Below are 15,981 nucleotides of genomic sequence, written 5' to 3'. Positions count from 1 at the left end.
CATTTGAAAAATCAGTTTGAAAAAATGATGCATCAAACGGTACTTTGTAAGTACGAATGCCCATTTACCAAACTATAGCCAAATTGTTTGTCCCTGAACAGAACGAAATCAGAAGTAAATTTTCCAACTTAAAAAGATTTGATGCAGAAAATAATTAAATTATAGATTACATGTACTGTAAAAACATACCCTATACTTTTCATAACGGTATTACCAATTGTATAGATGTAGGCAAAAAGAAGCCCGGCAATAAAAGCAAATAAGAAATAATAAAAATTGTACAAATGGGTAATACCAAAAAACAATGCCGACAAAAAACAGGCATAAACCTTTGGCATCTTATTTTTCGCTGTTTCAATAATCGCGTATTGAAAAATTATGGTTTCTAGTATTGGAGCTAGAATAACAGCCAAAAAAAAAGTGCCAGAAATAGGCATGCCTTCGTTAACTCCATGTGCTATATTTTTTCCGGTAAAAAAATAAGATATGGAGGAAAAGATTAGCGATAGGCATAAATTGACCAGTACAGCTAGTGCGATCAAGACTATGCCATTTAACCTTTTTAACCAATCATCCATTCTAATTAAATGTTCCTTCACCTAACAATAAATTTGATGATAATAAGAATAACAAACCATATAAAGCTCCATTCGAATGTATTTAGTTCTTTCATTTGATTAAGCACATTCTATTATTTTTGAATTTTGTAGAATAATATTAAAAAATTAAGGCCATCGATTTTGATGGCCTTAATATAGCCTAACGAACACAGAGTCCTGCGTTTCTTCCACCTTCTGTTGCAAATATTATGCATCCACGAACTATAGCTCCTGCTAACCAACCTGCATCTTCCCAAAATCCTGTTTCTTTTTCACTACCGCCATTAATGGAAACGACTTCTGATAACATCAATTCTGTGACGCCATCAATATTCTTTAAATCTTTGTTATTCATATTACTTCTATTTAAAGCTGAGCATTATAACCTTCGGCAAATCCACGTTTAATATCAGCCCAGTGTTCTACTGCCTCCGTTACAAGGTACCCCCAACCGAGACCTTTAATCCATTTTGGCAATTCCATACCACCGTTTTGATTAATCATCTCCTTAGCATCCATTTCCTGAACACCAAACTTTGATAATTCTAATTTTTTCATTTCGTTTAATTTAAATTTTACTGCTTACTCTTTTTAGGCTTTTCAGGTACTGCCTATGTTTGGCCTAACATGAAACAAGTATTGCATTTTAAAAATCAATTTGAAAAAAAGATACACCAAATGCTTAATACAGGAACGAAAGACTGATTGACTATATTTGTTTATTAGTACATAAGACAATAAACAGGTATCATGAAAAATGGCAATCTGTTTTTCATTTTAGCAGATAGCTGTTTTATCGTTTATTCTAATGAATAACTAACCAAAACAAAATGGGAACTGCATTAATGAGGCTATGCAATATTATACAGTACTTCAAACCATAAGCAATTCTAAAATAAGAAGTTAAAAATGCTAAAACCAACTGCGGAAATACGATAACAGGTATTAAAAATAAATTCTTTATTGAAAAATCTTCAAGGTTGCGAATATGTAGTAATGCAAATAGAAACGCAAAACATAAGATAATCGAAACATAATATTTTTCCCATATCTGCTGCAAGAGCATGTCTACCTTCTTTCTTTTAAAGATTAAAAAAGAAAGAACAAAAAAAACAGCAACTATAGCGCTCTTAATTATAAAAAAGCGATCAATCTTATAAAATGGAGACTTGGTTAATATTGATAAGGTGAAATAAAACAACAAACTCAGGGAAATGCCCAAATTTAGCGGTGTATACTTAAGTGCTAACCGAAAAGTTAACTCTTCTATTAAGGGGGCAACAACTAAACCAAATAACAATACTGACTTCCAACTATTTTCCTTAAAGAATCTAAAAGCTTTATGAGGAGGCAAACCTAACCATTCGTCAAGATATTTTAAAACAAAAATATAAAGAACCATTATTCCAAAATAAAACAACATGGCCTTATATAAATATACCCCCTGTTTATAATTAACACCATAATTTGGTGTAGTCAAAACACTTCTGAATTCTAAAAAAAACGACATATTCTTTGAAATATTGAAGGCACCCCATTTGGGTGCCTTCGGAAGTAATTGTTAATCGAAAAGCCAGCCTAAAGTATACCCGATATAATATGCTAAACTCTTACCTTCTTTTGCCTTACAATTATCGGTACCTCCCGTTATCTTCATCAATTCTGGCACCTCCAGAATATATACGTTTAATTCCTTTAAATTTTTCATCTTATTATTACTTACTGCAGTTTGAACCAGACCCATCGTTAAATCCCTCTAAAAAAGCTTCTTTTATTTTTCCCCAACCATACAGTATTGGGTTTGGCCATATCCCTCCATCAATACCTTGCACTTCTCTGGCATCCATTTCCTGAACACCAAACTTTGATAATTCTAATTTTTTCATTTCGTTTAATTTAAATTTTACTCCTTACTCTTTTTAGGCTTTTCAGGTACTGCCTATGTTTGGCCTAACATGAAACAAGTATTGCATTTTAAAAATCAATTTGAAAAAAAGATACACCAAATGGCACTTTGTAAGTACGAAAACCTATTACCTATTACAACTGACAGATAAGTATTGATTAATTTCAAAAAAAAGTAATAAATAAATACGTGATTGTAAAAAATGCACTATATTGGCTTCGAAATCACTAATAATGGTTTCTCTAATCTCCCCCTATTATTAAAGTACTAAGCAAAGTGTATTGCTTAAAAAAATCATCCCAAAAAAAGAATGAATGAATGGATGAAAATTTAATAATAAAAATATGAGTACCTCAAATCAAATCTCAGCAGAAATACCCGCAGTGGTAATTGAAAAAGTGTTAAAAGCTTTACAAGAAAGCAAAGAAGCTTTGGCTCCTTATCTACATGCCCTCACGGACAATGAACGGAGAGCCTTATTTAAAATGGGCGATAAAACTATCGCTACCGTGCAAAAAGTAAAATCGTATATCGAAACCAATCCTGAGTTTGCACCTGCTTACATGGATAAAGCAGAGTTTTTAAAAGATGAAAAAGTTGCAGCTCAACTTAGTCCTTTAAATAGTTTAACGGAACAACTTGCAGCCGACCTTAATGACACAGTAATGCTTGCAGGTAGTGAAGCTTTAGTCTCGGCAATGCTATACTATGGGCAGGTAAAAGAGGCTTACAAAAAAGGTATAACCACTTCCAAACCAATATATGAAGATTTAAGTAAGAGGTTTACTAAGAAAAGCAATCCTTCAACTTAGCAAATAATAGCTTCTAGATAATCCTATTGCCTTCGATTTGAACTTAATAACTTCAAGATAGTACATATTATCCTCTGATTTGAAGATAATAACCTCAAACAGCAAGTTATTATCTTCGAATTAGATCATAATAACTTCAAAATCGGACATCGTATCTGCTTGTTTGAACTTAACAACTTCAAGCAAGCACTTATTATCATCAAAATTAACCTCAACAACTTCAAATTAAATGCCTCATGATTAACTGTATTATTGTAGATGATGAACAACATGCCATAGAACTGATTATCGATTACCTAAAATCAATCGGTTCAATACAGATAAAAGCAACCTTTAACAATCCTATAAAAGCATTAAATTTTTTAACCACGAATACTGTCGACCTTATCATTTTAGACATCCACATGCCCGAGCTATCGGGAATAGAGTTTATTCAAACGCTCAATAATTTACATACAATGGTTGTACTCACCACTGGAGATACCAAATTTGCAGCTACCGCCTTCGATCTCCATGTAGCCGATTACCTACTAAAGCCGATAAGCCTAACCAGGTTTCTACAAGCAATAACAAAAGTTCAAAAAATGATCAATACTTCTAAAATCGATGTAAAACCTTCGGTATACGAAGATTTCTTTATGATAAAAACGGAAGCTAAAGGTAAAATGCTTAAAATCAATATTGCTGAGATTGATTTTGTTGAGGGCATGAAAAACTACGTTGCATTTCACCACAATGGCAGTAGAACACTCGCGCTTTTAAGCATGAAAGATGTTGAGGATAGATTGCCACAAACACAGTTTATTAGGGTACAGAAGTCGTTTATAGTGGCGCTGAAGAAAATTATTTCGGTAGATGGAAACAAGATTATTTTAAAAGGGGTTGATACCGAAATACTCATCGGAGAAACTTACCGGAAAGACTTTTTGGAAATAATGCAACGCAAACTTATCTCCTGAGCGGAGCGTTAGGCGAAGGTGCCGCTAATTTTAACTATATGTTATAAATCTGCATCATTTTCAGCGAAATCCCCCCGAAAATTAAATTGAGCTAAATATTTTCCCGCAGATCTAAAATGATAAAAAACGCAGATTAAACAAATGTTGGATCTCTAAAAAAGTTACACCTGATTGTATTTTGACTTGTCCTATCAATTCTAGAGCGGTCAACTTTCTTTGCCACAATGCTATTAAAATTGTCAACTCTTTTCATTTACACTTAATTCAAGAGTTTACATTTTTTTTTCCGCAGTGCCAGTAATTTGTAAACCCTAGCCCTGATATTGTTACATTTCCTCACCAACCATATTTTAACCACAACTTCTTTAAAATTAACGGCTAATTTGCTTTGCAGGTTAGCCTTCTCACCAAAGACTAACAACACAAACGTTTGCCCTATTTTCTTTACAGAATAATAGAATTGGCTATGTTAAAAAGCCTTATCTTTGCGCAACTCATAAAAAATACACTATGCTTAAAGGATTTTTTAACGTACCTACACCGGTAAACGAACCTATTTTAAACTACGGCCCAGGCAGTAAAGAGCGTGCACTTTTAAAAGAAGCACTGGCCGAAGCACGTGCACATCAACAAGACATCCCGATGTATATTGGTGGTAAACAAGTTCATACCGCAAAAAAAGGTAAAGTTGTTCCACCACACGATCACCAACATATTTTAGCTCAATTTAGCATTGGGGATAAAACACATATTACCCAGGCCATTGATGCAGCCTTAGCCGCAAAAGAGGATTGGGAAAACCTGGCATGGGAACACCGTGCTGCTATTTTCTTAAAAGCTGCCGATTTAATTGCGGGCAAATACCGTTATAAATTAAATGCAGCAACCATGTTGGGCCAAAGCAAAAATGCTTATCAGGCCGAAATTGATGCCGCTTGCGAGCTGATCGATTTCTTACGTTTTAATGTAAGCTACATGGTAGATATTTACAAACAACAACCCCCTGTTTCGCCGCGTGGCAGCTGGAACCGTGTTGAACAACGCCCTTTAGAAGGTTTTGTTTTTGCACTTACCCCTTTCAACTTTACGGCAATTGCGGCTAATTTGCCAGCATCGGCAGCAATGATGGGTAATGTAGTGGTTTGGAAACCTGCCGATACACAGGTTTATGCGGCTAACCTTTTAATGGAAATTTTCCGCGAAGCGGGTGTACCTGATGGCGTAATCAATTTGGTTTATGCCGATGGCCCTGAAACTGGAGAAGTAATTTTTAACCACCCTGATTTTGCAGGTATCCACTTTACAGGTTCTACCAAAGTTTTTCAGGAAATCTGGAAAACAATCGGAACAAACATCCACAAATACAGATCATACCCACGTATTGTTGGCGAAACCGGTGGAAAGGATTTTATCCTGGTTCACCCATCTGCACAAACTAAAGCGGCGAGTACAGCAATTGTTCGCGGTGCTTTCGAATACCAGGGACAAAAATGTTCTGCAGCTAGCCGTGTTTACATTGCCGAAAGCCTTTGGCCTGAAATTAAGGAACAGATGTTGGCCGATTTAGCTACATTTAAAATGGGCGGAACAGAAGATTTCACCAACTTTATCAATGCGGTAATTGATGAGCGTTCTTTTGATAAATTAGCTAAATACATCGATCAGGCTAAAAAGGATAAAGGTGTAGAAATTATTGCTGGTGGTAACTACGATAAATCAAAAGGTTATTTCATCGAACCAACAATCCTAGTGGTTGATGATCCGAAATATACCACCATGAGCGAAGAGCTTTTCGGTCCGGTTTTAACTGTTTACGTTTATGCAGATAAAGATTTTGATCAGGTTTTAACATTAATTGATACAACTTCACCATATGCCTTAACCGGTGCTTTAATTGCACAGGACAGATACGCCATTGAAAAAGCGAGTCATGCATTGCGTAATTCGGCAGGTAACTTCTACATCAACGATAAATGTACTGGAGCCGTTGTAGGTCAGCAGCCATTTGGAGGTGCAAGAGGTTCGGGCACAAACGACAAGGCCGGATCGATGATCAATTTATTGCGTTGGGTTTCTCCACGTACCATTAAAGAGGTTTTCGAATCACCAACTGATTACCGTTACCCTTTCTTAGCAGAAGATTAATATTTACCATATTAAAGGCCAGGCAATTATTGCTTGGCCTTTTTTGTAAACTTGATAGTCCTCGTTTGCAATGAGGGTTAATAAGAAAAGCGATTGTATCGCTTAATCAAACCTAAACACCTTTTCTAACCATGAACCACAGATTTTTACTTTCCCTACTTGTCATCTTAGCAAGCTTTAACCATTATGCCACCGCACAAAAGAAACCCAATGTCATTATCATATATGCCGATGATCTTGGCTTTGGCGATTTAAGCTGCTATGGTGCAACCAAAATTAACACCCCGAATATCGATGCACTTGCAAAACAGGGATTAAGATTTACCAACGGGCATGCTACGGCATCAACCTGTACGCCATCGCGTTATTCGTTAATGACGGGCAGATACGCCTGGCGTAAAAAAGGAACAGGTGTGTTACCGGGCGATGCTTCGCTGATTATTCCGACCGACAATACCGCCTTGCCAGCAATTTTTCAGCAGGCAGGTTACAGAACTGGTTTGGTAGGCAAATGGCACCTAGGTTTAGGAGATAAAGTAGAAAAAGATTGGAACAGGGAAGTAAAACCGGGACCTAAAGAAACTGGATTTGATTACTCCTTTATTTTTCCGGCAACAGCCGATAGGGTTCCCACTGTATTTATGGAAAATCAACTGGTGGTGGGCTTAGATGCAAAAGACCCGATTACAGTTGATTATAAAAACCCGATCGGTACAGATCCTACCGGAAAAGACCATCCCGAGCTGTTAAAAATGGCGGCAGAAATGAACCACGGACACAACCAAACCATTGTTAATGGCGTTGGCCGCATTGGCTACATGAAAGGTGGCAATTTGGCCCGTTGGACGGATGAAGAATTGCCTTTTACGTTTTTGACCAAAGCTAAAAATTTTATCGAAAACAATAAGCAGGAACCCTTTTTTCTGTACTATGCTTTAACAGAACCCCATGTACCACGCCTTCCTGCTACCATGTTTAAAGGCAAGAGCGAACTGGGCTACAGGGGAGATGTAATTTTACAGCTGGACTGGGCTGTTGGAGAAATTATGAAACAACTGAAAAACCTGGGACTGGACAAAAATACCATGATTATTTTCAGTAGCGATAATGGTCCGGTAATAATGGACGGTTATGAAGATCAGGGCTTCGAAAAATTAAATGGCCATACGCCTGCAGGCGTTTTACGTGGCGGCAAGTACAGTATTTTGGAAGGTGGTACCCGCGAACCTTTTATCATTTCGTGGCCGGCCAAAATCAAACCCGGTGTTTCTGATGCGCTGGTATCACAAATAGATTTTCTGGCTTCCTTTGCCAGTTTTTTCAATATTGAAAGCAAAAACGCAATAGACAGCAAAAATGTATGGCAGGCTTTTACAGGCAAAGATACCAAAGGCCGCGACTTTTTTATCGAACAGAGCAACCAGCTGGCCATTGTTAAAAATAACTGGAAATACATCAGGCCATCAAAGGGCGAAGCTTTTTATAAACTTACCCATACCGACACCGGAAATCTGCCAACCGCACAGTTGTATAATTTAAGTGATGATGTTGGGGAGAAAAACAACCTGGCCTTAAAGTATCCCGAAAAAGTAAAAGAACTGGAAGCTTTACTGAGCACCGAAGAAGCAAGGACAAAATAAGTCTCGGATCGTCATACTGAACTTGGTTAAGTATCCATAATACCACAAATATCCTTCTACTATGTCATCAAAGATGGATTACAAAGAACTGCCGTGATTGCTGTAAAGGTTTAGTAATTCTGTTACCGAATTACTAAACCTTTACCATTGCGAGGCACGAAGCAATATTTAAATACCGTAACCGAAAATTAATCAACCACCAGCATTTTTTTATACTCTTTTGGAGTAACGCCCTTCGCCAGTTTAAAAAATTTATTAAAATTAGACAGGCTGTTAAAACCACAGGAATAGGCCAGTTCGCTAATCTGCTGATCGCTCTGGGCCATTAATTTACAGGCATGGCCAATCCTTACTTCGTTTACAAAAGTTACAAAAGTTTTCTGCGTACGGCTTTTAAAATACCTGCAAAAAGCCTGCTTGTTCATATTGGTCATACCTGCTGCTGAGGTAAGCAAAATTTCCTGGTTAAAATTATCAAAAACGTACTTTAAAATCTTATCCATTCTATCGTTGTCTTTTAACTGATAATTATTGGTGTAGCCCGGGCTGGTTAAAAATTCGTAATCTTTAGTGGCACAGAGCAGGTTTAAAATTTCGAGCACGCCGATTAACCGCCCTATTTCTTCGGTTTGCGAAGCTACCTTCATCATCAGGGTTTTCAGTTTATTTTTGGCATCACTCCCAAACTTCATCCCCCTTTTGCCCAGCTGAAAAAAGTTTTTGATCCGCTGGATATTATCAGGTTCCTTAAAAAGATCAAGAATTTTATCGGGGTGTATAAATATCGATACCGACCGGGCATGTGGATTCACTTCTACCTCACTAAAGTATTGGTTGCTGTTGTGCCATACATGGGGCAGATTCGATCCTACAAAGATCAGTTCATCCGAATAAAAATCTTCAATACTATCCCCTATCATGCGCCGGCCTTCACTCTCCAAGGTATAGGTAAGCTGGCATTCTTCATGAAAGTGGAAATCGGTTGAGAAGTAAGGTGCATCTACAACCTTTAATCCATAAACATCGTTTATTTTTCCATCTAGGATTTTAGCAAAAATGGGTTTCATAATATTTGGTTAACATATGCAAGTTACAAAGAACACCAATATTATCCCAAGTTTATTACATAATAAGCAATGAATGCTAATATAGACTCAGTATTAGCGAACCTTACTCCAGTCTTTCCCAAAATTCATCAATAATTTAGCTGAACGTTAACCAAATATTAAAACAAAGCATGCTTGAAAATAAAATCATTGTACTAACTGGAGGAAGCGATGGTATAGGTTGGGAATGTGCAAAAGCATACGTAAAAGCTGGGGCCACCATTTGTATACTGGACAAAAATGAGGTGCCTGATGACCGTGCAAAAGAACTGATCACTACCGATAAACTATTGATGCTTACCTGCAATTTAGCCAACGAGCAACAGGTACAAGCGGCCTTTAACACCATTATTGAAAAATATGGCCGTATAGATGCAATCCACAATAATGCCGCCATTGCCCACCCATCAAAAACACTCGATGAAACCACTAATCCGGAATGGGATTTATTGATGGATATTAACCTGAAGAGCATTTTGTATACCACCCGCTACGGAATTGTGCATTTAAAAAAATCGCAGGGCGTTATCCTGAATACCAGCTCAATGGTTGGCAGCCTTGGGCAGGATAACCATGCTGTTTACGTAGCTACCAAAGGTGCCATTAATGCATTGACCAAAGCCATGGCTTTAGATTATGCCCCATTTAAAATCAGGGTAAATGCCATTTCGCCGGCAGCAGTAAATACCCCAACATTACAGGCCTGGAGCCAAGAGCAGCCCAACCAGCACGAAATAGAAAATTACCTGAACAAACTTCAGCCCTTGGGCAATATGCCTAAAGGTGATGTAATTGCCGATGCCTGCACTTTCCTTTTAAGCCATGCCGCCCGCTTCATTACCGGAACAATTTTACCGGTAAGTGGAGGTGCAGAACTAGGATACAGAACCTTGATATAATTATAACATGATTGATAAAATACAGATAAAAGACAAAAGGTTTGAGCTCTCAACCGGTGCCGGTAGCGATGCCATACATAAAGATCCACAGTATTCGTATGCGGTAACCGAGCTTACCGAAAACGGCCTAACCGGAACAGGATTGGCCTTTACCCTTGGCGAAGGAAACGAATTGGTTTGCAGTGCCGCTAAATTTTATGCCGATACCTTAAAAGGAAGGGGCATAGAAGAACTGATGGGCAATTTTGGCGAAACCTTCAAAACCTTATCCAACGAACAGCAATTTAGATGGCTAGGACCACACAAGGGCGTAGTGCATTTAGGTTTAGCAGCTGTAACCAATGCCTGTTTCGATTTATGGGCCAAAAAACGCGGGGTACCGCTTTGGAAATTACTGATCGACTTAAGTCCTGAGGAAATTGTAAACACCCTCGATTTATCTTACCTGGAAGATGTACTGACCAGAGAAGAAGCCATCGAAATGCTACAGGACCAGTTTGGCTCAAAACAATCAAGATCAGGCATACTCAATGTTGGTTATCCAGGTTACGATACATCTGTAGGATGGTTTAATTATGATGATGAAAAAGTACGCGAAAACTGTAAAAGAGCAATAGATAGCGGCTTTACAGCCATGAAACTAAAGGTAGGTTCGGCAGATCCACAGCGCGATATCCGCAGGGCAAACATTGTACGGGAAGTTGCCGGCGACCAAGCTAAAGTAATGCTCGATGCCAACCAACAATGGACTTTACCCCAGGCCATTTCCATCTGCAATGAACTTAAGAACATGAACCCTTATTGGGTAGAAGAGCCTACGCACCCAGACGATGTTTTGGCACATCAAACACTTGCCAAAGCCATTTCGCCGGTAAAACTGGCATTGGGAGAACACGTACCCAACCGCATCATTTTCAAAAATTATCTGCAAACAGGCTGTACCAGCTTCGCACAGGTAGATGCCGTACGCGTTGGTGGTGTAAGCGAATTTATTACCATTAGCTTAATGTGCAAAAAATTTGGCGTTCCGGTAGTGCCACATGTTGGCGATATGGGGCAACTGCATCAGCACCTGGTATTGTTTAACCACATCAGTATGGGGCATGAAGCACTATTTCTAGAACATATTCCACATTTAAAACAACACTTTGTAAATCCGATAAAAATAGAAAACGGCGTTTACATCACCCCGCAAGAACCGGGGAGCAGCTGCGATTTAAAGTAGAATTTTATTATTAAAACTAACCAAATATGAATACAAATTTTAAAAGCTATGAAAAAGGTATTTAAAAAAACGTGCTTGCGTTATTTTTTAACCATAATGGCTATTTGCCTAAGCACTTATATAGCCGAAGCACAAACCCTAATTAAGGGACGTATTGTTGATGCCGCAAACCAGCCATTACCAGGCGTTACGATTACCAATATCAGCACTAAAGAAAAAAGTAAAACCATTTCCAATACCAACGGCGAATTTAGCATTGCTGGCGAAAAAGGCAATAAGTTAGAGGTTACAATGGTAGGCTATGCCAATCAGCAAATTTCAGTTCAAAATCCTGCTCAGGTAAGCATTACTTTGCAAGAAAGTAACAATAACCTTGATGAGGTAGTGGTAGTTGGGTACGGTACACAGAAGAAAATCAATTTGTCGGGTTCAGTTGCCACGGTTACCGGCAAAACCCTTACCGAACGGCCAGTACCAAATGTTCAAAATTTACTACAGGGCCGTGTTACCGGCTTAGATGTGGTACAGCCAACAGGTGAGCCAGGAAGAGACAACGCTAGTTTTAGGCTAAGGGGATTCGGTTCAAGCGGAGCCTCACCCAACCCACTTGTACTCGTAGACGGTGTTATTGGTACCATAAATAACCTTTCGCCACAAGATATTGAAAGCGTAACCGTATTAAAAGATGCCTCTTCGGCTTCAATATATGGAGCCAGGGCAGCTAACGGTGTAATCCTGGTAACAACCAAAAAAGGTAAAGCAGGCACCAATATAATCGAATATAATGGAAGCTATGGGGTAAGCGAGGCCACTACCTATCCAAAATTAATTACCAATTCGGTAACCTATATGGAAATGTACAATCAGGCAAGGGCAAGAAGTGGCCGTCCTGCGGCATATACCCAGGCACAGATAGACCTTTATAAGAACAACCCAAACAGTGATCAATATCCTAATTTCGATTGGTTGGGCTATGTTTTGGATAAGGGCGCTATTCAAAACCATAATTTAGGTTTTTCAGGAGGTACCGATAAAAGCACTTATAATATCTCTTTAAATTATTTAGATCAGAACAGCATTACCAAGGGCTATAATTACAACCGTTACAATGCCTTATTGGATTTCTCAACACAGGCCCACTCAAGGGTAAAAGTTGGCACCAATATTAATTTCTCCTATCAAGATGCGAAAGCTCCCTGGTTAACAAACGATAACCTGCTCTTGCTGGCCTATGCAGCAGCCCCTACCTTTAAACCGTTTTTACCTGATGGCAGAGTAGCCAGTAAAGATTTTACCTCTTCAGGCGATGGGAACAGAGGTGTTGAAGAAGTGTACAATACAGGTGGCCAGTATACCAAAAATTACAATGTAAATGCACAGGCTTATATTGAAGTAGACCTAGCTAAAGGCTTAAAATGGAATTCGAAAGGAGCTATCACTTTTTTTAACCAAGATTACAGACAACGCCAGTTTGGAAGTGCATCATTTGCCTATCAGCCCGATGCCAATGGCAATTATGTACAGGTAAGCAATGGGGTGCCTTCTTTCTTCGGACTTCAGCAATCATCTGCCCGCAACATTACCAAAACACTTTATAGTACACTTAACTATAACAAAACCATTAACAATGCACACAATATCGCTGTATTGGCCGGTTACGAGCAACAGGATAATAGAAGTACGAATTTAAGCGGTAACCGATACGATTTCCCTAACAATACCATTATGGAATTGGATGGAAGTTCGCCGCTAAATCAATCATTAGGCGGAAATTCTTTTGAATGGGCGCTGCAATCGTTATTTGGAAGAGTAAACTATAATTACAAGGAAAAATATATTTTAGAAGGTAATATCCGTTACGATGGCACATCAAGAGTAGGTCCAAAATACAGATGGGGAACCTTTGGCGGTGGATCTGCTGCCTGGAAAATATCAGAAGAAGATTTTATCAAAAACAACTTTTCGTGGGTTGATAATTTAAAATTGAGAACCTCTTATGGTGTATTGGGAAATCAAGAGATCACAAATCCTGATGGCACGCTGAATTATTATCCTTATCAGGATGTACTCGAGCCCACAGTTTATCCACTTTCCCCTACTGGATTGAATTCTGGCGTACAGCTTACCACACTAACCGATAAAGGTTTACGCTGGGAAAAAACAGCTATTACCGATTTTGGATTGGATGTAGACCTATTTAAAGGTTTATTTGGAGCTACCGTTAGCTGGTATTACAAAAATACAACCGATATATTGGCAAGGCGCAGTGATGTACCTGCCAGCATAGGATTAACTGCTCCAGTTGTAAATGCCGGTGCTATGGTTAACAAGGGGATTGAAATCGAACTGAGGCACCAAAACCGGATTGGGGATTTTACCTATGGTGCTAATTTCTTATTTCACAGTTACCGGAACAAGGTTACAAAAGTATTGGCCGAAACGGTTGGCACTTTTGAAGTTGGCCAACCTTATAACAATTATTTTTTATATGATTGGATAGGAGTTTTCCAAAGTCAACAAGAAATAAATAGTTCACCAAAACAACCAAATTCTGGCACATTAAAACCAGGCGATTTAAAAATTAGGGATGTAGATGGAAACGGAACAGTTGGTCCAGAAGATAGGATCCGCATCAGTAGTTTCCCTGATTACACCTATTCATTTAATTTAAATGCGGGTTGGAAAGGCTTCAATTTAAGTGCATTCTTTCAAGGCGTACAAGGACAGAAAATAGTTGTAAATGGCTGGGGCTACGAGCCGTTTATGCAGAGTTCGGCACCACCGGTAAAATTTTTAGATGCGTGGTCGCCTACTAATCCAAGCAACACTGTTCCGGCAGTATACCTTACCGGTTATGCTGGTGTATCGGGCTATAGCTCTACTTATTTTCTGCAGGATGTTTCTTACCTGCGTTTGAAGAATCTTTATCTGTCTTATACACTACCAGAAAAAATCACGAAAAAGATAGGATCGAAAGGAATATTAGCCTATGTATCGGGTGATAACCTATTAACATGGACAAAATATGAAGGTAACGACCCTGAACGGGCAAATTCTGGAAGATTTGCACAATTTCCTCAACTCAGGATCTACACCGTAGGATTAAAAGTTAAATACTAATCCTCACGTAAACAATTACTTGTTTAAACTTAAATAAGATAAAATGAAAACGAAATATAATAGCATCGCTTTAATTATGCTAATGGGGGTTGGAATATTAACCTCCTGTAAAAAAGATTTTCTGGATAAAGAACCTACCTCCAAAATAGCTAACGAAACATTTTGGAAAACCAGCTCAGATGTACAGCTTGCACTGGCTGGGGTTTACAGGCGGTTACAGGAAGGTTTTTTTGGTCACAGTAAATTGTGGCTGGATACTTACTCCGACAATGCCTGGGATAGATACAGCTATCAGGGCTTCGATGCCTTAACGCAGGGAATCGTAAATTCTACCAATGTAACCTCGACGTTTTACGATACGCCTTACCAGGGCATTGCAGGCTGTAATTTCTTTCTTGATAATATAGACAGGGCACCAATTAGCGATGCAGAAAAAAATGGGTATAAAGCCGAAGTAAAATTTATTAGAGCCATGTTTTATTTTGATCTGGTTCAGGCCTTTGGAGGTGTAATTATCTATAAAACTGCCCCTAAAACGGTTGATGAAGGTAAAATTGCGAAAAGTACCAAAGAACAGGTACTCAGCTTTATACATGAGGACCTTGATTTTGCCATTGCAACTTTACCTGATGTAGCTTATTCCGGTCATGCGGTAAAAGGAAGTGCTCAAGCCTTAAAAGCTAAAGTTTTCCTCTCTCAGCAAGATTGGCCAAACGCCGCGAAATGGGCAAACACTGTAATTACCGGTGGAAAGTTCCAGATTTACCAAGGAGGATATCCCAACCTATTCCTTACTGCCACACAACAGAACAATCCAGAAATTATTTTCTCCACCAAATTCCTATCGCCCAATAACCCCCAAGGTGGTGAAGGCGTTTTGGTTGAGCTGGCATGGTATGGTGCTATTGGGCCTTATCAAAACCTTGTAGACGATTATGAAATGGATAACGGGAAAGCCATTAATGAAGCTGGTTCGGGATACAACCCTGCAAATCCTTATGAAAACAGAGACCCACGTTTAAAATTTACAATCAAAGTGCCTACAGATAAATACATCAACCCTGATGGCACCATATTTGGCGAAACTGATTTACAGCCAACAAATTATACACAAAAGAAATATATTGATCTAACTAAACTTCCGTTTGACAGAAGTAAAACCCCTTTAACCGATCAGAATATCATCCATATGCGCTATGCTGATGTATTGTTAATGTATGCTGAAGCTCAAAACGAAGTAAGCGGCCCTGATGCCAGTATATCTGCTGCATTAAATCAAATCAGAATGCGGAAAAGTGTTGATCTACCCGAAGTTGACCAAGTTAAATATAACACTAAAGATAAACTTAGGGAGTTTATTTTACATGAGCGCAGAATAGAGCTTGCACTCGAAGGTCAGCGTTATTTCGATCTGAAAAGAAGAAATTTAATGGCAAGCAAGCTGGCACCTCTAAAAGATCCAGGAGATACACCACTAAAATTTGGCGAGCAGAACAACGTATTACCATTTTCACAAAGTGAGCTTGATAAAAACAAACAGTTAAAGCAAAACCCTGGATATAACTAAGCC

Annotated in this window: 15 protein-coding genes; 8 read left to right on the top strand and 7 right to left on the bottom strand. The window is 38.6% G+C overall.

The features are described 5' to 3' along the window. Positions 1–128: 128 nt before the first annotated feature. The 6 genes from ACS5PU_RS01320 to ACS5PU_RS01295 form a co-directional block, all read right to left on the bottom strand. Positions 129–578 (bottom strand): lysostaphin resistance A-like protein, encoded by a 450-nt coding sequence (locus ACS5PU_RS01320; protein ID WP_439457464.1) that lies wholly within the window; start codon positions 576–578, stop codon positions 129–131. A gap of 181 nt (positions 579–759) precedes the next feature. Next, positions 760–954 carry a hypothetical protein gene (locus ACS5PU_RS01315; RefSeq protein WP_439457463.1) on the bottom strand — a complete coding sequence of 65 codons (195 nt, stop codon included), beginning with the start codon at positions 952–954 and terminating at the stop codon, positions 760–762. A gap of 11 nt (positions 955–965) precedes the next feature. Continuing rightward, the gene (locus tag ACS5PU_RS01310) at positions 966–1,157 is read right to left on the bottom strand and encodes a hypothetical protein (RefSeq protein ID WP_439457462.1); all 192 of its coding nucleotides are present in this window, start codon (positions 1,155–1,157) and stop codon (positions 966–968) included. A gap of 247 nt (positions 1,158–1,404) precedes the next feature. After that, a complete protein-coding gene (locus tag ACS5PU_RS01305; RefSeq protein WP_439457461.1) occupies positions 1,405–2,109 on the bottom strand; it encodes a hypothetical protein in 705 nt (234 codons plus the stop codon). Between the two features lie 51 nt (positions 2,110–2,160). Further along, on the bottom strand, positions 2,161–2,307 hold the full coding sequence (locus ACS5PU_RS01300) for a hypothetical protein (protein ID WP_439457460.1): 147 nt from the start codon (positions 2,305–2,307) through the stop codon (positions 2,161–2,163). 7 nt (positions 2,308–2,314) lie between these two features. After that, on the bottom strand, positions 2,315–2,485 hold the full coding sequence (locus ACS5PU_RS01295) for a hypothetical protein (RefSeq protein ID WP_439457459.1): 171 nt from the start codon (positions 2,483–2,485) through the stop codon (positions 2,315–2,317). Between the two features lie 364 nt (positions 2,486–2,849). Between ACS5PU_RS01295 and ACS5PU_RS01290 the strand changes: the two genes are divergently transcribed. From ACS5PU_RS01290 to ACS5PU_RS01275, 4 genes are all read left to right on the top strand, one after another. After that, a complete protein-coding gene (locus ACS5PU_RS01290; protein ID WP_439457458.1) occupies positions 2,850–3,317 on the top strand; it encodes a hypothetical protein in 468 nt (155 codons plus the stop codon). Positions 3,318–3,553: 236 nt separating this feature from the next. Next, positions 3,554–4,276, top strand: coding sequence for a LytR/AlgR family response regulator transcription factor (locus tag ACS5PU_RS01285; RefSeq protein WP_439457457.1), 723 nt, complete (start codon positions 3,554–3,556; stop codon positions 4,274–4,276). 510 nt (positions 4,277–4,786) lie between these two features. Then, positions 4,787–6,421 carry an L-glutamate gamma-semialdehyde dehydrogenase gene (gene pruA / locus ACS5PU_RS01280; protein ID WP_439457456.1) on the top strand — a complete coding sequence of 545 codons (1,635 nt, stop codon included), beginning with the start codon at positions 4,787–4,789 and terminating at the stop codon, positions 6,419–6,421. Between the two features lie 131 nt (positions 6,422–6,552). After that, positions 6,553–8,061, top strand: a complete 1,509-nt coding sequence (locus tag ACS5PU_RS01275) for a sulfatase family protein (protein ID WP_439457455.1) — start codon at positions 6,553–6,555, stop codon at positions 8,059–8,061. Between the two features lie 188 nt (positions 8,062–8,249). Here the strand turns inward: ACS5PU_RS01275 and ACS5PU_RS01270 are convergent, their stop codons facing one another. After that, positions 8,250–9,128: an AraC family transcriptional regulator gene (locus ACS5PU_RS01270; protein WP_439457454.1), complete on the bottom strand. Its 879-nt coding sequence runs from the start codon at positions 9,126–9,128 to the stop codon at positions 8,250–8,252. Between the two features lie 170 nt (positions 9,129–9,298). On the opposite strand from ACS5PU_RS01270, the gene ACS5PU_RS01265 reads away from it, so the two are divergent. From ACS5PU_RS01265 to ACS5PU_RS01250, 4 genes are read left to right on the top strand one after another with little or no spacing between them, the layout of a single operon-like run. Next, positions 9,299–10,066 (top strand): SDR family NAD(P)-dependent oxidoreductase, encoded by a 768-nt coding sequence (locus tag ACS5PU_RS01265; RefSeq protein WP_439457453.1) that lies wholly within the window; start codon positions 9,299–9,301, stop codon positions 10,064–10,066. A gap of 7 nt (positions 10,067–10,073) precedes the next feature. Continuing rightward, on the top strand, positions 10,074–11,291 hold the full coding sequence (locus ACS5PU_RS01260) for an enolase C-terminal domain-like protein (protein ID WP_439457452.1): 1,218 nt from the start codon (positions 10,074–10,076) through the stop codon (positions 11,289–11,291). 48 nt (positions 11,292–11,339) lie between these two features. Then, complete coding sequence (locus ACS5PU_RS01255; protein ID WP_439457451.1) at positions 11,340–14,411, top strand: SusC/RagA family TonB-linked outer membrane protein; 3,072 nt, start codon at positions 11,340–11,342, stop codon at positions 14,409–14,411. 43 nt (positions 14,412–14,454) lie between these two features. After that, positions 14,455–15,978: a RagB/SusD family nutrient uptake outer membrane protein gene (locus tag ACS5PU_RS01250; protein ID WP_439457450.1), complete on the top strand. Its 1,524-nt coding sequence runs from the start codon at positions 14,455–14,457 to the stop codon at positions 15,976–15,978. The last annotated feature ends 3 nt before the right edge of the window (positions 15,979–15,981 follow it).

The organism is Pedobacter sp. GSP4 (assembly GCF_051857575.1).
Classification (GTDB): domain Bacteria; phylum Bacteroidota; class Bacteroidia; order Sphingobacteriales; family Sphingobacteriaceae; genus Pedobacter.
Note: the sequence above shows the minus strand (reverse complement) of the source record. Positions and strands in the feature narration are given on the sequence as shown.